Source organism: Nocardioides eburneus (assembly GCF_040838215.1).
Classification (GTDB): Bacteria; Actinomycetota; Actinomycetes; order Propionibacteriales; family Nocardioidaceae; genus Nocardioides; species Nocardioides eburneus.
The window spans coordinates 51,341-68,064 of sequence record NZ_JBFPJR010000003.1 but is presented as its reverse complement, the minus strand read 5'-3'; the positions used below and the strand labels follow the sequence as shown (position 1 = coordinate 68,064).

General features: G+C 69.7%; 19 protein-coding genes. 18 read left to right on the top strand and 1 reads right to left on the bottom strand.

Translation table 11 applies throughout. The features are described from left to right. The first annotated feature begins 128 nt into the window (after positions 1-128). From rplS to AB3X52_RS02275, 12 genes are all read left to right on the top strand, one after another. Positions 129-479: a 50S ribosomal protein L19 gene (gene rplS / locus AB3X52_RS02330; RefSeq protein ID WP_367991135.1), complete on the top strand. Its 351-nt coding sequence runs from the start codon at positions 129-131 to the stop codon at positions 477-479. Between the two features lie 36 nt (positions 480-515). Further along, positions 516-1,355 (top strand): signal peptidase I, encoded by an 840-nt coding sequence (gene lepB, locus AB3X52_RS02325; protein WP_367991133.1) that lies wholly within the window; start codon positions 516-518, stop codon positions 1,353-1,355. Beyond that, positions 1,352-2,095: a ribonuclease HII gene (gene rnhB, locus AB3X52_RS02320; RefSeq protein WP_367991131.1), complete on the top strand. Its 744-nt coding sequence runs from the start codon at positions 1,352-1,354 to the stop codon at positions 2,093-2,095. The genes lepB and rnhB overlap by 4 nt, the downstream gene beginning before the upstream one ends. Beyond that, positions 2,092-2,400 carry a DUF2469 domain-containing protein gene (locus AB3X52_RS02315; RefSeq protein WP_367991129.1) on the top strand — a complete coding sequence of 103 codons (309 nt, stop codon included), beginning with the start codon at positions 2,092-2,094 and terminating at the stop codon, positions 2,398-2,400. Before rnhB ends, AB3X52_RS02315 begins: the two co-directional genes overlap by 4 nt. 160 nt (positions 2,401-2,560) lie before the next feature. Further along, positions 2,561-3,028: a TadE/TadG family type IV pilus assembly protein gene (locus AB3X52_RS02310; RefSeq protein WP_367991127.1), complete on the top strand. Its 468-nt coding sequence runs from the start codon at positions 2,561-2,563 to the stop codon at positions 3,026-3,028. Further along, positions 3,025-4,788 (top strand): pilus assembly protein TadG-related protein, encoded by a 1,764-nt coding sequence (locus AB3X52_RS02305; RefSeq protein WP_367991125.1) that lies wholly within the window; start codon positions 3,025-3,027, stop codon positions 4,786-4,788. The genes AB3X52_RS02310 and AB3X52_RS02305 overlap by 4 nt, the downstream gene beginning before the upstream one ends. 157 nt (positions 4,789-4,945) lie before the next feature. Further along, the gene (locus tag AB3X52_RS02300) at positions 4,946-5,443 is read left to right on the top strand and encodes a TadE/TadG family type IV pilus assembly protein (RefSeq protein ID WP_367991123.1); all 498 of its coding nucleotides are present in this window, start codon (positions 4,946-4,948) and stop codon (positions 5,441-5,443) included. 41 nt (positions 5,444-5,484) lie between these two features. Then, positions 5,485-6,753 carry a pilus assembly protein TadG-related protein gene (locus AB3X52_RS02295; RefSeq protein WP_367991121.1) on the top strand — a complete coding sequence of 423 codons (1,269 nt, stop codon included), beginning with the start codon at positions 5,485-5,487 and terminating at the stop codon, positions 6,751-6,753. Positions 6,754-6,886: 133 nt separating this feature from the next. Next, positions 6,887-7,255, top strand: a complete 369-nt coding sequence (locus AB3X52_RS02290; RefSeq protein ID WP_367991119.1) for a YraN family protein — start codon at positions 6,887-6,889, stop codon at positions 7,253-7,255. Between the two features lies 1 nt (position 7,256). Then, positions 7,257-8,837, top strand: a complete 1,581-nt coding sequence (locus tag AB3X52_RS02285) for a YifB family Mg chelatase-like AAA ATPase (protein WP_367991116.1) — start codon at positions 7,257-7,259, stop codon at positions 8,835-8,837. Next, on the top strand, positions 8,834-10,009 hold the full coding sequence (gene dprA, locus AB3X52_RS02280) for a DNA-processing protein DprA (protein ID WP_367991114.1): 1,176 nt from the start codon (positions 8,834-8,836) through the stop codon (positions 10,007-10,009). The genes AB3X52_RS02285 and dprA overlap by 4 nt, the downstream gene beginning before the upstream one ends. Before the next feature lie 29 nt (positions 10,010-10,038). Next, the gene (locus AB3X52_RS02275) at positions 10,039-10,989 is read left to right on the top strand and encodes a tyrosine recombinase XerC (protein ID WP_367991112.1); all 951 of its coding nucleotides are present in this window, start codon (positions 10,039-10,041) and stop codon (positions 10,987-10,989) included. Here the strand turns inward: AB3X52_RS02275 and AB3X52_RS02270 are convergent. Beyond that, entirely contained in the window at positions 10,962-11,651 is a 690-nt protein-coding gene (locus AB3X52_RS02270; protein ID WP_367991110.1) for a peptidoglycan DD-metalloendopeptidase family protein, read from the bottom strand. The genes AB3X52_RS02275 and AB3X52_RS02270 overlap by 28 nt on opposite strands. Positions 11,652-12,053: 402 nt before the next feature. Between AB3X52_RS02270 and rpsB the strand changes: the two genes are divergently transcribed. The 6 genes from rpsB to AB3X52_RS02240 all read left to right on the top strand — a co-directional run bounded on the left by rpsB (position 12,054) and on the right by AB3X52_RS02240 (position 16,711). After that, positions 12,054-12,971 carry a 30S ribosomal protein S2 gene (gene rpsB, locus AB3X52_RS02265; RefSeq protein WP_367991108.1) on the top strand — a complete coding sequence of 306 codons (918 nt, stop codon included), beginning with the start codon at positions 12,054-12,056 and terminating at the stop codon, positions 12,969-12,971. A gap of 47 nt (positions 12,972-13,018) precedes the next feature. After that, positions 13,019-13,828, top strand: a complete 810-nt coding sequence (gene tsf / locus AB3X52_RS02260) for a translation elongation factor Ts (RefSeq protein ID WP_367991106.1) — start codon at positions 13,019-13,021, stop codon at positions 13,826-13,828. A gap of 141 nt (positions 13,829-13,969) precedes the next feature. Further along, a complete protein-coding gene (gene pyrH / locus AB3X52_RS02255) occupies positions 13,970-14,683 on the top strand; it encodes a UMP kinase (RefSeq protein WP_367991104.1) in 714 nt (237 codons plus the stop codon). A 61-nt stretch (positions 14,684-14,744) separates the two neighbouring features. After that, the gene (frr, locus tag AB3X52_RS02250; RefSeq protein ID WP_367991278.1) at positions 14,745-15,299 is read left to right on the top strand and encodes a ribosome recycling factor; all 555 of its coding nucleotides are present in this window, start codon (positions 14,745-14,747) and stop codon (positions 15,297-15,299) included. A gap of 22 nt (positions 15,300-15,321) precedes the next feature. Then, complete coding sequence (locus AB3X52_RS02245) at positions 15,322-16,230, top strand: phosphatidate cytidylyltransferase (RefSeq protein ID WP_367991102.1); 909 nt, start codon at positions 15,322-15,324, stop codon at positions 16,228-16,230. 82 nt (positions 16,231-16,312) lie between these two features. Then, entirely contained in the window at positions 16,313-16,711 is a 399-nt protein-coding gene (locus AB3X52_RS02240) for a hypothetical protein (protein WP_367991100.1), read from the top strand. The last annotated feature ends 13 nt before the right edge of the window (positions 16,712-16,724 follow it).

Sequence of the window (16,724 nt, the reverse complement as noted above, 5' to 3'; positions counted from 1 at the left end):
TCTCACCCGGAGGATCTGCGTCGGGCTCCTGCCACAGGGGGAACCGCACGCCGCCGGCCACCGTGCGTGACCACCACCTGAAGAACTCGACAACCGCGGCTGACCTGTGGCACCTGCGAGGAGAGATGATGAGCAACGTTCTCGCCGAGCTCGGCAACTCGATCAAGCGCGACGACCTCCCGGAGTTCCGGGCCGGTGACACCGTCAAGGTGCACGTGAAGGTCGTCGAGGGCAACCGGTCCCGCGTCCAGGTCTTCCAGGGCGTCGTGATCCGCCTCCAGGGCGCCGGCGTCTCGCGCTCCTTCACCGTCCGCAAGGTCTCCTTCGGTGTCGGCGTCGAGCGCACCTTCCCGCTGCACTCCCCGATCTTCGAGCAGGTCGAGGTCGTCACCCGCGGTGACGTCCGCCGCGCGAAGCTCTACTACCTGCGCAACCTGCGTGGCAAGAAGGCCAAGATCAAGGAGCGTCGCGAGGCCTGAGCGCGTCGGCAGAGCCGGTCTCTCTAGACTCTGCGCGTGACTTCCGACGACCGCGATCCGACCACCGTCGAGGTCGAGCCCTCCGGGCTCGCCGACGAGCGGGACGGGTCGCGGTCGTCGCGTTCCGGGGGGCGCCGTCCGGCCGGCCGGCAGATGCCGCTGTGGCAGGAGACCGCGGTGCTCGTCGTGATCGCGATCGTCGTCGCTGTGGTGGTGAAGTCGTTCTTCCTCCAGGCGTTCTACATCCCGTCGGAGTCGATGGAGCCGGGGCTGGTCAAGAACGACCGGATCCTGGTCGAGAAGCCGTCGTACTGGGCGGGCGGCGAGCCGCAGCGCGGTGACGTCATCGTCTTCTCCGACCCCGGTGGCTGGCTGAGCGCCGAGGAGGACAGCGAGCCCGGCAACCTCGTCACCAAGGGGCTCGCGAAGATCGGCCTCTATCCCACCGGCGGTCACCTCGTGAAGCGGGTCATCGGCGTCGCCGGTGACGTCGTCTCCTGCTGCGACAAGCACGGCCGGCTCATGGTCAACGGCACGCCGCTGGACGAGCCGTACGCCAGGCCCGGTACGACGCCATCGACCGGCGCCAGGAACGGTGTGCCGTGCTACGGGCCGATGCCCGGCCTGCTCAACGGGTCGTGCCACTGGACGGCGCCGAAGGTGCCGGACGGCTTCGTCTTCGTGATGGGGGACAACCGGGCCCGCTCGGCCGACTCCACGGTCCATCTGTGCACCGCGCAGGTGACCGACTGCTCCGACGTGCCGTTCGTGCCGACCCACGACGTGGTCGGGAAGGTCTTCGCACTCGCGTGGCCGTTCGGCAGGGCACACTGGGAGCATCGGCCGACGACCTTCGACTCCGTTCCGAACCCATGAGCCAGGCTCCTACGCTGCGTGTCGAGCGCGCGATGCTCCGTGGCGGGCTCACCCACCTCGCCGCGTGTGACGAGGTGGGCCGCGGCGCGCTCTGCGGCCCGGTGACGATCGGGATGGTGGTCATCTCGGAGACCACGCGTACGGCGCCCCAGGGCGTGCGGGACAGCAAGCTGCTCACCCCGGAGGCCCGGGTCCGGCTGGTCCCACGGATCCGGCGCTGGGCCGTGTGCTCGGCCGTCGGTCACGCCACGCCGGTCGAGATCGACGAGATCGGGATCATCGCCGCGCTCCGGCTCGCCGGCCGTCGGGCGCTCGCACAGCTGGCGGTGCGGCCGGACGGCGTACTCCTGGACGGGAACCACGACTACCTCTCGGACCCGGCCCAGGACGATCTGTTCGGGGATCGGGTCGCGAGCGTGCTGCCGTCCGCCGGCGAGGTGGCCGTGCCGCCGGTGACGACGATGATCAAGGCCGACCTGCGGTGCGCGGCCGTCGCAGCGGCCAGCATCCTCGCCAAGACCGAGCGCGACGCGCTGATGGTCGAGCTCCACGACGGGCACCCCGACTATGGCTGGGCGGACAACAAGGGCTATGCCTCGCCGGCCCACATCGAGGCTCTCGGGCGCCTCGGTCCGTCGATCCATCACCGCCGCTCGTGGAGCCTGCCCGGCGTCGTACCAGGCGTGCCGACCGGTATCCCGCCGGAGGCCGTCCTCGCCGGTCTAGAGTCTGATTCATGAGCGCCGAGGATCTCGAGAAGTACGAGACCGAGATGGAGCTGACCCTCTACCGCGAGTACCGCGACGTGGTCGGCATCTTCAAGTACGTCGTCGAGACCGACCGGCGGTTCTACCTGTGCAACCAGGTGGACGTGAAGGCCCGCACCGAGAGCGGCGACGTGTTCTTCGAGGTCACCATGAACGACTGCTGGGTGTGGGACATGTACCGTCCGGCCCGCTTCGCCAAGTCCGTGAAGGTGCTGACCTTCAAGGACGTCAACGTCGAGACCCTCACGCCGCCCGACATCGACCTGCCGAAGGACTGACCCCGCGGCCGACCAGGGTGGGCATAGCCCGTCCAGGCCATCTTCTCGCGCGTGCGGGCCACGGGGATCCTGAACCTCCGCGCGACCGGGACCAAGGTCCCTAACCTGAGCGGAAGATACTCGTCGGTAGAAGGACGGGTCCGAAGCTTGGGGGCCGGTCGTGGGTGGGGATCGTGGCGCGGGGCGCGAGCGCGGCGCTGCGGCGGTGGAGTTCGCGCTCGTCGCGCCGCTGTTGCTGTTGCTGATCTTCGGCATCATCAGCTACGGCGTGATGCTGAGCTTCCGGCAGAGCCTCAGCCAGGCGGCCGCCGAGGGCGCCAGGGCCGCTGCGGTCGCCCCGGCGACGCCGACCGACGCCGACGTGTACGGCGCCGCCGCGCAGGCGGCCCGGGCCGTCGAGAACGCGCTGGGTGACGGCTATGCGTGCGCTGACGGCGTCCTGCGGAAGGGCGACAGCACGGTCGGCACCTGTGTCATCGCGACGCCGGCGACGTGTACGGCGACGTCGTGTCCCTACCAGGTCAGCCTGACCTACGACTATGCGGACCACCCGTTGGTGCCGCAGCTGCCGCTGGTCCCGATGCCCGGCGTGCTCTCCTACACCAGCGCGGCCGAGGGCAACGCGTGAGCCGCGCGCGCGAAGATCGGGACGAGCGTGGGGCGGTCGCGCTCATGGTGGCGATCTCCGCCGCCGTACTCGTGCTGGTGGCGTCGTACTGCGTCGACCTGGGGATGCAGCGCGTCGTCCGCACCGACATGCAGTCCGTCGCCGACGTCGCCGCCCTGGACATGGCACGGAAGCTCGCGGCCGGCGTCACGCCTGCGCAGGGAGCGTGGGACGAAGCCCTGCGGACCAGCCTGGACGACAACGCGAGCACCCTCGGCACGGCCAACAGGGACGAGGACGGCTGGGTCTGCACCGCGAAGGTCTGCGCCCAGGCCATCCCGGGCACTGTCGATGCCAACGGCGTCTTCACCGCCTCCGAGTCCACCGGCCAGGGTGCTGATGCCGTCAAGGTCGTCACCAGCGCGGATGTCGACTTCGCGTTCCAGCAGGGGAGCGGCGCCGCCACGCGCAGCGCGGTGGCGCGCGCGTCCAGCGGTGCGTGCTACAAGGTCGGCTCGTGGGCGGCGTCCGTCAACACGGAGAACTCCGTGTTGCTGGACCCCGTGCTCCAGCAACTGGCGATGCAGTCGGGCGTCTTCAGCGACGGCGCCCAGGTCAAAGCGATCGACTACGAGGGGCTGGTTCAGGCATCGGTCGACCTCAATGCGCTCGCGACCTCTCTGGGCGTCGGATCCGCTGACCAGCTCGCAGGTGCGACGGTGTCGCTCCGCTCGCTCTACCTCGCGATCAAGGCCCTGGCGGAGCCATCGAACAGTACGGTCGTGAACGCGCTGGAGATCCTCGCGGCGAACGCCAGCTCGACGGCGATGGTGCAACTGGGCAAGCTCCTCGGCGTCAGCAGCGGCAACGGTTCGCTGATGACGGCGAGAGCGAATGTCCTTGACCTCGTCGGGGGTTCGATCTCCGCCGTCAACGGGGCCAACGTCGCGAACGTCTACCTCGACGCCCGCATCCCGAGCCTGGTCAATGCGGGCTTTGCTGCGAGGCTCGTCCAGGGTCCGCACCAGTACTGTGGTGCTCCCGGCGACGGTTCGACCATCGGAGTGGCGTCCGACACGGAGCAGCTCCATGCGCACTTGGGTGGCAACCTGAACCCGGTCACGATCGACTTCCTTCCGCCGGTGATCCCGGGACTCTTGACCTCGGTCGCCTCTGCCTCCATCACCGCGCAGAACTACGTCACGTTCGACCTGAGCGTCGCAGGCACCACGGCGACGCTGCGCTCCGTTGCCTGCGGCAACCCAGCCGGCATCACTCTCGATATACACAGCGGTCTGGCGACGGTCACGATCGCGACGCCGCTCCACGCAGAGGTCCGCGGCAGCCTCCTCGGTCTCGCCGTCAAGGTGAGCATTGACGCCACCGTCCAGATCGTCGCCACCGTGAGCCCGTCACGAACGTTCGACTACTCGATCACCGTGCCGCCGCAGCAGTTCGACACCCCCTACCCCACGACGAGCGGCGGACTCAGCATCGGGACAGCGACGATCCAGCCCGGCGCCAACGTGTCCGCGAACGTGGCCCTCGTTGCAGGGCTTGGTGCCTCGGTGCATTTGTCGGCCGACCAGGCTGCGCAACTCCTGAGCACGATCGTGAACTCTGGTCTCCGCGCGCTGCTCAGCCCGACTGACCCGCACAGCCTCAGCACGACGGTCATCGACCCACTATTGGGTCTCGCCGGCGCGGAGATCGGTGGCGCCGACGTGATCCTCGACAGCCTCCCGGCTCCCGAGTGCGGACGGCCGTGGCTCGTCGGCTGAGACCTGCGAGCCCGCTCGGTCCGTCGTACGGATGGGCCGTAGTGTCTAGTCCGTCTGGGTGATCCCGCGCGTCGAACGTCCCGACTTCGGTCAGATCCCGTGAGTTGGGATCCACGCCCCTCCACAATCGTCGTGGGGAGATCTGTGGGGAGGGGCAATGGCTATCCGTACACGCTTGCGGCGGGGTGACAGGGGAGCGGCAGCGGTCGAGTTCGCCATCGTGGTGCCGCTCCTGCTTGCCGTGCTCTCAGGGATCCTCGACTACGGCTTCTACTTCAACAACTCGATCAGTGTGCGACAAGGCGTCAGGGAAGCCGCGCGCCAAGGTGTCGTTCAGACGGCCGCCGCAGGATCCTGCGCCAGCCAGGTCGGGTACATGGCGCAACTGGCATGCACGGCCGACCTCGCAATCGGCCCGGTGGGCGGCGCGGCATATTCGAAAGTCTTCTACACCTCATGGGCGACCGGTCAGACCCTCACGGTTTGCTCGATGGTCTCGACCAAAGCGGTTGTCGGGTTGGTCCCGTACCCCAAGGACGGATGGACGACGTCGCGCACCGACATGTCCATCGAGGTGACCAGCACGACGCCGGCCGGCGACACCAGCTTCGCGCAGCAGCTTCCGGAGGGGGCGTCGTGGTCATGGTGCGCTTGAGTACGGTGAGAACATTGCGTCAGCGGGACGAACGTGGAGCGGTGGCGCTGATCGTTGCCATGCTCGCGGTCGTTCTCTTCGTTCTTTGCGCCTTCGTGGTCGATCTCGGCAACGCACGTGACCAGCGTCGCCAAGCGCAGAACGCCGCCGACGCGGCGGCGCTGGCGGCAGCGAACGTGCTCTATGCAAGCGGGACGTCCGACATCGCTGCTGCGACGGCGGCGGCGAAGGCGTATGCGGCATCGAACTTCGGAGTCACCAGCGCGCAGTGGGCGGGCTGTGTCGACAGCGCCGCGCTGCCGGGGAGCTCGGGCACGCCTTGTATCTCGTTCAACAGCGCGACATCTCCGACGACCGTACGCGTCGTCATCCCAACCAAGCGGGTGGCGACGCCCTTCGCGCAGGTGATCGGCACCAGCAGCGTCGACGTCAACGGCATCGCACAGGCGACGGTCCAGCCCGGGGGACGCGTGGAGTGCGGTCTGTGCGTGACTGGCGACGGGTCGCACGACATCCAGAACGGCAACATCACGATCAGCGGCGCGAGCGCCTACTTCAATGGGAGCCTCGACGCGAACCAGAACGGCTCTGTGGTCGTCACGGGCGAGGGCAGCAGGATCTCAATCGAAGGCTCGGTATCCCCGAAGGGCACCTTCTCGCCCACCCCGTCCACCAGCCAGCCTCACATTCCGGATCCGCTCGCGTCGTTGACACTTCCGCCGCGTTCGATGGCAGACCTCCACGTGGTGAGCGGCAGTGCTTGCCTGGGCGGCCCAGGGATCTACCTGGATTCGTTTCAGTTCAGCCAGGTCTCCGACTGCCAACTTGCGCCAGGTCTCTACGTGCTGGCCGGGAGCGGGCAGGAGAGGGAGTCCGGGCAAACACGTGTGACGGCGCACGGGGTGACCTTCTTCTTCACCTGCAAGAATGCGACGGCGCACACCGCGCGCGCGTGCAACTCGAACGGTGGGAGCGGCGAGCAAGGTGCGGGATTCCTCATGACGGGCAACGCCTCGCTCACCGTTACTGCGCCGACGAGTGGTGAGCTCCAGGGCTTGGCGATCTTGTCCGACCGGAACAACACAAGCACGTTCGGATTCCGTGGGAACGGGTCGGACCCGTCCACCGGCACCATCTACGCAGCGAGCGGAACGCTCGACTACCGCGGCAATGGGAGCGGCCCCGCCCTTGACTCCCTCACCGTCGTGAACTCCTTGACGTTCAGCGGCAACAACGCATCCTTCACGTCGCAGTACACGCAGGACAACAACTACCAGCTGCCGCCGGGCAAGCCTTATCTCTCCCGCTGAGGTCGCGCGCGGGCCACTTCCCGTCCACAAGAGGGGTTCATGCGGGCGTGATCCACAGCGCTCGGGGCGCTGTCGGCCGACCGTCAGCGTTCCCGCCGATGCTGGTCGTCAACCACACGGCAGGAGACCGCGGATGACGACAACAGCACTTCAGAAGCAGGCGCTGGGCAGATACGGCGAGAGTGTCGCCGAGCGCCACCTCGTCGAGCAGGGGATGGTCGTGCTCGGCCGCAACTGGCGCTGCGACGAGGGGGAGATCGACCTCGTGCTGCGTGATGGTGACGTGCTGGTGATCTGCGAGGTGAAGACCCGCAGCAGCGCCGACTACGGCGAGCCCCACGAGGCCATCGACGCGGTGAAGCTCGATCGGATGCGTCGGCTCGCCGAGCGGTGGAAGGCCGCCCACGGGCTCGCGCATGTCCCGGAGGTGCGCCTCGACCTCGTCGCCGTCATGCCGTCCCCGAAGGGGAGCGCGGTCACCGACCACGTCAGGGGGCTGTGAGGTGTTCGCACGTGCGCACACGGTTGCCCTCAACGGCGCGGTCGGACACCTGATCGATGTGCAGGCGGACGTCTCGGCGGGCATGCCCGGGCTCACACTGGTCGGGCGCGCGGACGCCGCGACCTCGGAGGGCAAGGACCGCGTCCGGATGGCGATCATCAACAGTCGGCTGGAATGGCCGACGACCAAGCGGATCACGGTGCTCCTCTCGCCTGCCGACCTGCCGAAGTCGGGCAGCCACTATGACGTGGCCATGGCGATGGCGATCCTGAGCGCCTCGGGGACCGTGCCGCCTGCGGCGCTGGAGCGGACGGCACTCATCGGCGAGCTTGCCCTCGACGGCGGCCTTCGTGCGGCGACCGGGGTCCTGCCGATGGTCCTCGCCGCCTCGCAGCGCGGGATCGACCGGGTGATCGTCCCCGAGCCGCAGGCCCGCGAGGCCGCCCTCGTCCCAGGGATGACGGTGCTGGGACTGCGCTCGCTCGCCCAGGCCGTCGCCGAGCTCCGCGGCGAGGAAGTTCCGGAGGCCGCGCCCGTCCCCGCGACGACCGGGGGACAGGTCCTCGGGTGGCGCGGCGACCAGCGCCTCGAGGAGGTGGACATGACTGACCTGCTCGGGATGCGCGAGGTCCGCTACGCCGTCGAGATCGCGGCCGCCGGCGGCCACCACCTCCTGCTCAAGGGCCCGAAGGGCTGCGGCAAGACCTCGATCGCCGAGCGCATCCCCACGATTCTTCCCGACCTCGAGCCCGAGGTCGCGGTCGAGCTGATGGCGGTGCAGTCGCTCGCCGGCGTCCTCGACCCCGGGCACGGACTGCTCACCCGGCCCCCGTTCTCCGCGCCCCACCACGACGCCACCAAGGCCGGGATCGTGGGCGGCGGCTCCGGCCGGGTGCGGCCCGGAAGCGTCTCCCTCGCCCACGGCGGCGTGCTCTTCCTCGATGAGTTCCCGATGTTTCGAGCAGATGTCATCGAGTCGCTCCGCGAGCCCCTGGAGAGCGGCGACATCACGGTCGCCCGCGCCGAGGAGGCGGTCACGCTGCCCGCGCGCAGCATCGTCGTCCTCGCGGCCAACCCGTGCCCCTGCGGCAACTACGACGGTCAGGTCGGGTCAGAGGCGTGCAAGTGCGGGCCCGTCGTACGCCGGGAATACATGCGCAAGGTCACCGGTCCGATCACCGACCGGATCGACATCACGCGAGCGCTCCGCCCGCTCTCCGCCGCCGACCGCGACCCGTGGCGTCCCGAGTCGAGCGCGAGCATCCGAGCTCGGGTCGTGGCCGCGCGCCGTCGCCAGGCCGAGCGATACGACGGCTTCGGCTGGCGCCTCAACGGCCAGGCCGCGGGAGCCGCGCTCCGCGAGCACTGGCCGCTCACGCCCGCCGCGCAGGCGAAGGTCGATGCGCAGATCTACGACGGCAAGCTCACTCGCCGCGGCGCGGTGCGGGTCCACCGACTCGCCTGGACCGTGGCCGACCTGGCGGGCGTCGCCCGTCCCGGACTGGCCGAGACCTCTACCGCGCTACAGCTGCGCGCCGGGGACCCCCTGCCGGTGGAGGCCTACGAGCGGAGGTCGGCATGACGTCGCCCGTCTTCGACGCACCGCCCGCTGACCGCGAGCGCCTGGCGCGTGCCGCGCTGAGCCGACTCCTCGAGCCGGGGGAGAAGCGCATCGACACGCTCATGCAGGGCATGACCGGCCTGAAGCTCTTCCAGCAGCTCTCCGACCCCGACACGGACGACCCCGACCTTGCCTCCGCGACCAAGGACGTCGCCGCGCGGCTCGAGCGGCTCCGACCCGACCTGGACCTCGAGATCGCCGCCCAGCACGGATGCCGGTTCGTCATCCCCGGTGACGACGAGTGGCCCGAGCAGCTCTCCCGACTCGCGGGCAAGGAACCCGTCCAGGAGCGGGCCGGCGTCCCGATCGGTCTCTGGGTCCGCGGCAACCTGCGGCTGGACGCCCTCGCGGCCTCGGTCGCCATCGTCGGGTCGCGCGATGCCACGAGCTACGGCTCGGAGGTGACGGCCCAGCTGGCCCACCAGCTCGCGACCAAAGGTCACGTGATCGTCTCCGGCGGCGCCTTCGGCATCGACGCCGCGGCCCACCGTGGCGCGCTCGCGAGCGCGGTCGGGAAGACCGTCGCCGTGCTGGCCTGCGGCATCGACAAGATCTACCCCGAGGGCAACGCCCGGCTCCTCCAGGCCGTCGCCGAGCGAGGCGCCGTGATCTCCGAGGTTGCGCCCGGGCTCCCGGTCACCCGGATGCGCTTCCTCGGTCGCAACCGCGTCATCGCGGGGCTCGCCTGCGGCACCGTGGTCGTCGAGGCGGCCGCGCGCAGCGGAGCGCTCAACACGGCGAACTGGACGACCAACATCAACAGCCCCCTCATGGGCGTTCCCGGCAACGTCACCGAAGCCGTCTCGGTCGGCGTCCACGAGCTCATCCGCGCCGGCAAGGCCGTCCTGGTGACGCGCGCGGAGGACGTGCTGGAGCTCGTCGGCCGCCCGGGAGAATATCTCGTCACCGTGCCGCGTGGTCCCGAGCGTCGGCGTGACAGGCTGACCGCCGTCCACCGCCAGATCCTCGACGCCGTGCCCGTCGCCCGGCCGGCGACGGCCATCTCGATCGCGCGTTCCGCCGGGATCCACCCCGGGACGGTCGGCTCGGCACTCGCGACGTTCGAGAAGCATGGTCTGGTCGAGCGGCTCGACGGCGGCTGGCTGCTGACCCCCGAAGCGGTGCGCTCCTGACCGAGCACCGCGCGGCTACACTCGCCGGTGTGACCAGTGAGGCTGGTGAGACAGAAGAGGCCGCCGTACTTCCGGAGACGCTGGCGCGCACCGTGGGGGAGTACGAGCGGCACCTCGTCTCCGAGCGCGACCTCACCTCCCACTCGGTCCGGGCGTACGTCGGCGACGTGACGGGCCTCCTCGAGCACGCCGCCCGCCTCGGCCTCTCCGACGTCGCCGACCTCGACCTCCGCACCCTGCGCAGCTGGCTGGCGAAGCAACAGAGCCTCGGCCGGTCGCGTACAACGCTGGCCCGGCGCGCCACCGCGGCGCGGGTCTTCACCGCGTGGCTGGCGCGGACCGGTCGTGCGCCGACCGACGCCGGTGCGAGCCTCGGCTCACCGCGGGCCCACCGCACGCTCCCGCCGGTCCTCCGCGTCGACGAGGCCGAGCAGCTCCTCCGTGCGGCAACGGAGCTGGCGGATGACGGCAGCCCCGTCGGGCAGCGTGACGCCGCGATGCTCGAGCTGCTCTATGCGACCGGGATCCGGGTGGGGGAGCTCGTCGGGCTCGACGTCGATGACCTCGACCAGGACCGCCGTGTCGTGCGGGTCCTCGGCAAGGGGCGGAAGGAGCGGACGGCGCCCTACGGCCAACCCGCCGCGCAGGCGCTCCGGACCTGGCTGGACCACGGTCGGGCGCGCCTCGTCGTCGAGGGCTCCGGGCCGGCGCTCTTCCTGGGCGTTCGCGGGCGCCGGATCGACCAGCGGGCCGTGCGCACGCTGGTCCACCGCCGGCTCCAGGACGTGCCGGGCGCGCCCGACCTCGGCCCCCACGGCCTGCGCCACACCGCGGCGACGCACCTGCTCGAGGGCGGCGCGGACCTCCGCTCGGTGCAGGAGCTGTTGGGCCACGCGTCGCTCGCGACGACCCAGCTCTACACCCACGTCAGCACGGACCGGCTGCGGCGGGCCTACCAGCAGGCACATCCCCGCGCTTGAGTGGTCATCCGCCAGGCGGCGTAGAGCGGCGTGACCATGGCGAGCGCCCGGCCCGACGGTACGTCGCGCCACAGCGGCAGCAGCCTCACGGGCTGGGGGCCGCCGACGAGCCGAAGAGGATCGAGATAGACATCCGGGTCGGCGATCCAGCCCCAATGGAGACACGCCCGCGGGAAGCAGTGGGACCCGATGACCGCGAGCGTGCCGATCCGGTCGCCGGCGGCGACACGGGTCCCGACGGCGACGCCGGCGACCACCGGCTCATAGGTCGTGCGTGTGGTCCCGTGGTCGACGACCATCACCCCGCGGCCCGCCAGCGTCCCCGAGAAGGAGACGACGCCGGGCAGCGCGGCGTGCACGGCCTCGCCCACGCGCCCGAGCAGGTCGACGCCGCGGTGTCCGGGCCCCCACGTCGAATCCGGTGGGTCGAACTGCCGCACGACCTGAGGCGCCGGCCGAAGTGGCCAGACTCCCACCGGATCGGAGGAGACCGACCCGATCGCGGACGGACCCTCGTCGTGGCCGACGGCCGGGGAAGGGACGGCAGCGGCGCTCGGGACGCCGGCCGCCCAGGGGGCCGCCAGGACGACGAGGAGGGCCACGACGAGGGCGCGATCGCGATCGGGGAGGAGCATCCGCAGGATGGGGGCGACGGAGGACATGCACCCAGGCTGGCCGACCGTGTGGCTGACAGCCGGCCGACGGCGTACGACCTGGGGAGAACGCGGTCACGAACCTCCCTTGTGGAGAGCAGGTGGCTCGGCGGGGCGGAGATTGGCCCGGGCGGCCGCACAGCGACTATTCTTGAGAGGCAGCCCGCCATCGGGCTGACTTCGCACGTCCGCAGACCGCGACGGGCTTCTCTCCGGAGTCCGACCACCCGTGGGCGACGATCCTCAGTCCTGAGCAGTCAGGTCGGATCGCGCGCAGGCGTCAGGGTCCACCACCCGGTGGACGCGAACTGAAAACCGACCGGATCCGGTCACCGGCCCTCCTCGACGAGCAGTGCTCGAGCGCAAGGACCGGGCGCCACGGTGCACGGATCCACCACAAGGAGAACCATCATGGCAGTCGTGACCATGCGCCAGCTCCTCGAGAGCGGCGTCCACTTCGGACACCAGACCCGTCGCTGGAACCCGAAGATGAAGCGCTTCATCATGACCGAGCGCAACGGCATCTACATCATCGACCTGCAGCAGTCGCTGGCCTACATCGACCGCAGCTACGCCTTCATCAAGGAGACCGTGGCCAAGGGCGGGACGATCATGTTCGTCGGCACCAAGAAGCAGGCCCAGGAGGCCATCGCCGAGCAGGCGACCCGCGTCGGCATGCCCTACGTCAACCAGCGCTGGCTGGGCGGCATGCTCACCAACTTCTCGACCGTGCACCAGCGGATCAACCGCCTCAAGGAGCTCGACGAGGTCAACTTCGACGACGTCGCCGGCTCCGGCCGCACCAAGAAGGAGCTCCTGCAGATGAAGCGGGAGCGCGACAAGCTTGAGAAGACCCTCGGCGGCATCCGTGAGATGGGCCGCACCCCGAGCGCCGTCTGGATCGTCGACACCAAGAAGGAGCACCTCGCCGTCGAGGAGGCTCGCAAGCTCAAGATCCCGGTCATCGGCATCCTGGACACCAACTGCGACCCCGACGAGGTCGACTTCCCGATCCCGGGCAACGACGACGCCATCCGCGCGGTCGGCCTGCTGACCCGCGTCGTCGCCGACGCCGTCGCCGAGGGCCTCATCGCCCGGTCCGGTGCCAAGACCGAGGGCGCCGCGGGCACCACCGACGAGCCGCTGGCCGAGTGGGAGCGCGAGCTCCTCGAGCAGGGCAACGCCGAGAAGCCGGCCGAGTCCGCCGAGACCCCGGCCGCTGAGGCCACCGAGGCTCCGGCGACCGAGGCCGCCGAGGCTCAGGCGACCGAGGCCGCCGAGGCTCCGGCCGCTGAGGCCACTGAGGCCGAGACCCCGGCCGAGGCCTGATCCGCCCGTCGTCGTACCCCTCCAATCCAGAAGTCAGAGGAACACACATGGCTTACACCGCTGCCGACGTCAAGAAGCTCCGTGAGCTGACCCAGGCCGGGATGATGGACTGCAAGAAGGCGCTCGACGAGGCCGACGGCGACTTCGACAAGGCCGTCGAGATCCTCCGCGTCAAGGGTGCGGCCAAGGCCGCCGCCCGCGCCGCGGAGCGCGAGGCCTCCGCGGGCCTCGTGGCTGCGTCGGGCAACGCCCTGATCAGCCTCAAGGCCGAGACGGACTTCGTCGCCAAGAACGACGCGTTCATCAACGCCGCGCAGGCGATCGCCGACGCCGCCGACGCCAACAAGGTCGGCGACGCCGAGGCGCTCAAGGGCGTCTCCCTCGGTGACAAGACCGTCGGCGAGACGGTCGAGGAGCTCGCCCGCACCATCGGCGAGAAGATCGAGCTCGGCGAGGTCGCCTACTTCGAGGGCGCCACCACGGTCTACCTCCACAAGAAGGCCTCGGACCTGCCGCCGACGCTCGGCGTCCTCGTCGAGTACGACGGCGACGAGGCGGCCGCCAAGCAGGCTGCCCAGCAGGCTGCGGCCCTCAAGGCGCAGTACCTCACCAGCGACGAGGTCCCCGCGGACGTCGTCGCGGCGGAGAAGGACGTCCTGACCAAGAAGACGCTCGAGGAGGGCAAGCCGGAGGCTGCCGTCGCCAAGATCGTCGAGGGTCGGATCAAGGCCTTCTTCAAGGAGATCGTCCTGCTCGACCAGGAGTCCGTCTTCGAGTCGAAGAAGTCGGTCAAGCAGGTCCTCGACGCCGCCGGCACCACCGTCAAGCGGTTCGCCCGCTTCGAGGTCGGCGCCTGACCGCTCATCGGTGAGGTTCCACGCAGACGAGGTAGCACACAGCACGACGGAGGAGGCCGGTTCGGTGACACAGACAGTGATCATCGGGCCGGCCTCCTCCGCATGTCGGCCAGCCCCGACCCACACCCGAAAGGACCGACCGTGACCGGTTACAAGCGCGTACTCCTCAAGCTCTCCGGGGAGGTCTTCGGCGGCGGCCAGGTCGGCCTCGACCTCGACGTCATCAACGCCATCGCGGCGGAGATCGCGGAGGTCGCCCGCTGCGGCATCCAGGTCGCGATCGTGGTCGGTGGTGGCAACTTCTTCCGCGGCGCCGAGCTGCAGCAGCGCGGAATGGAGCGCGCCCGCGCGGACTACATGGGGATGCTCGGCACGGTGATGAACTGCCTGGCGCTCCAGGACCTCATCGAGAAGCACGGCGTTGAGACCCGCGTCCAGACGGCGATCACGATGGGCCAGGTCGCCGAGCCCTACATCCCGCGCCGCGCGATCCGCCACCTCGAGAAGGGGCGCGTCGTCATCTTCGGCGCCGGCGCCGGGATGCCGTTCTTCTCGACCGACACCGTCTCGGCCCAGCGCGCGCTCGAGGCCCGCTGCGAGGTCATGCTCATGGGCAAGCAGGGTGTCGACGGGGTCTACGACTCCGACCCGAAGACGAACCCCAACGCGGTCATGTACGACACGCTGACCTACGACGAGTTCCTCTCCCGCGACCTCCGGGTCGCCGACGCGAGCGCCATCAGCATGGCCCGCGACAACAACCTCGAGATCGTCTTCTTCAACCTCTCCACCCCGGGCAACATCGCCCGTGCGGTGCGGGGTGAGAAGATCGGGACGACCGTCTCGCGCGACTGACCCGCGCCACCGACATCACCACACCGCAGCAGCGACACGAGCAGCTAGGAGCGATCCCGTGATCAACGACATCCTCGACGAGGCCGACAACAAGATGGACAAGTCGGTCGAGGCGACCCGTGAGGAGTTCGCGGCGATCCGGGCCGGGCGTGCGCACCCCAGCATGTTCAACAAGATCCTGGTGGACTACTACGGCACGCCGACCCCGATCCAGCAGCTCGCCACCTTCACTTCGCCCGAGCCTCGCATCATCGTGATCGCGCCGTTCGACATGGGCGCGATGGCCAACATCGAGAAGGCCATCCGTGACTCCGACCTGGGGGTGAACCCGGCGAACGACGGCAAGATCCTGCGCTGCGTGTTCCCGGAACTGACCGAGGAGCGCCGCAAGGAGTACATCAAGATCGCCCGCACCAAGGCGGAGGAGGGTCGCGTCGCGGTCCGCAACCTGCGTCGTACGGCCAAGCAGGGCCTGGAGAAGCTGGAGAAGGACGGCGAGGTCGGCAAGGACGACGTCACCGGCGCCGAGAAGCGCCTCGACGCCCTCACCAAGAAGCACACCGACGCGATCGACGAGATGCTCAAGAACAAGGAAGCCGAGCTGATCGAGGTCTGAGGACCTCGATCCCGGAGCGCCCATGACGGACATCTCGATGCCCGCCGCCACGCCGCAGCCCCCACGCCCGAGCGCCGAGCCGCCGAAGAAGGACTACGGCCGTGCCGGCCGCAACGTCCCGGTGTCGATCGCGTCGGCGGTCGTCCTCCTCGGCGTCGTCGCCGCCAGTCTCCTCATCGTCAAGACCGCGTTCATGGTCCTCGTGGCCGTCGCGGTGGTCGTGGCGGTCTGGGAGCTGCGCCGCGGCATGCTCGCCAAGGAGATCGACCTGCCGGAGCAGCCGCTCATGGTCGGCGGGGTCGTGATGGTGGCGGTGGCCTACTTCTGGGGCTCCGACGCCCTCGTCACCGCGACCGCGGTCACCGGCCTCTCGATCATGCTGTGGCTGCTCCACCGGGGCGTCGACGGCTACGTGCGTACGGCGACGGCGTCGGTCTTCACCGTCCTCTACGTGCCGTTCCTCGGCTCGTTCGTCGCGCTGATGCTCAGCGAGGGCGGCGGCATCGGTGCCGGCGGCTTCGGTGACGCCGGGGTCAAGGGCGTCATCGCCTGGGTGCTGGTGACGATCGCCTCCGACATCGGCGGCTTCGTCGCGGGCGTCCTCTTCGGCAAGCACCCGATGGCGCCCGTCATCTCCCCGAAGAAGTCCTGGGAGGGCTTTGCCGGGTCGTTCGTCTTCACCGTGGCGGTCGGCATCGTGGTCGTCACGCTGCTCCTGGACGGCCGCTGGTACGTCGGCGTCGCGCTCGGTGTCATCGCCGTCGTGATGGCCGTCCTCGGTGACCTGTGCGAGTCGGTGATCAAGCGTGACCTGGGCGTCAAGGACATGAGCCAGGTCATCCCCGGCCACGGCGGCCTGATGGACCGCCTCGACTCCCTGCTCGCCACCATCGCTCCGGTGTGGCTGCTGCTTCACTACGCCGTCTTCTGACCGGCCCGACCGGCGAAGTCCGCTCGGCGTTTCGCGGCCGCATGGCCGGAGTGGGGCGGCCCGCCGGACTACCGTGTGACAGATGAGCGAGGAGCCGACGACGGTCGCGGAGCCCGACGTCCCCACGGGCGACGGAACGGGCGCTCCTGCCTCCGACCACGAGTCGGGCGAGGGCCACTTCGCCTGGTGGCACCGGTCGCACCCGACCTTCGCGGCGCTGACCGGGTTCTACGCCGGACTGCTCTTCATCATCGTGGTGCCGGGCATCGCCGGGGCGATCCTGGCGTGGGTCTTCGGGCCGGAGAAGGCGGAGGACTACTTCCCCTGGGTGCTCGTCACGCTCGCCGTACCCCTGGCCCTGCTGGTCCCGCGCAAGACCCGGCGCTTCGCCGAGTTCGTCTGGCTCGGCATCGTCTCGACCGTCGTCGTGGTGGTCGGGGTCGCCACGCTCGTGCTCTGGGTGATGATCAAGCACAGTTGACCGTCTCGCGACG

Excerpts from the sequence above, each read along its gene's own strand:
- rplS (WP_367991135.1), top strand. The coding sequence starts at position 129 with ATGAGCAACGTTCTCGCCGAGCTCGGCAACTCGATCAAGCGCGACGAC.
- rnhB (WP_367991131.1), top strand. The coding sequence starts at position 1,352 with ATGAGCCAGGCTCCTACGCTGCGTGTCGAGCGCGCGATGCTCCGTGGC.
- AB3X52_RS02315 (WP_367991129.1), top strand. The coding sequence starts at position 2,092 with ATGAGCGCCGAGGATCTCGAGAAGTACGAGACCGAGATGGAGCTGACC.
- AB3X52_RS02300 (WP_367991123.1), top strand. The coding sequence starts at position 4,946 with ATGGCTATCCGTACACGCTTGCGGCGGGGTGACAGGGGAGCGGCAGCG.
- AB3X52_RS02290 (WP_367991119.1), top strand. The coding sequence starts at position 6,887 with ATGACGACAACAGCACTTCAGAAGCAGGCGCTGGGCAGATACGGCGAG.
- dprA (WP_367991114.1), top strand. The coding sequence starts at position 8,834 with ATGACGTCGCCCGTCTTCGACGCACCGCCCGCTGACCGCGAGCGCCTG.
- AB3X52_RS02270 (WP_367991110.1), bottom strand. The coding sequence starts at position 11,651 with ATGTCCTCCGTCGCCCCCATCCTGCGGATGCTCCTCCCCGATCGCGAT.
- rpsB (WP_367991108.1), top strand. The coding sequence starts at position 12,054 with ATGGCAGTCGTGACCATGCGCCAGCTCCTCGAGAGCGGCGTCCACTTC.
- tsf (WP_367991106.1), top strand. The coding sequence starts at position 13,019 with ATGGCTTACACCGCTGCCGACGTCAAGAAGCTCCGTGAGCTGACCCAG.
- AB3X52_RS02245 (WP_367991102.1), top strand. The coding sequence starts at position 15,322 with ATGACGGACATCTCGATGCCCGCCGCCACGCCGCAGCCCCCACGCCCG.
- AB3X52_RS02240 (WP_367991100.1), top strand. The coding sequence starts at position 16,313 with ATGAGCGAGGAGCCGACGACGGTCGCGGAGCCCGACGTCCCCACGGGC.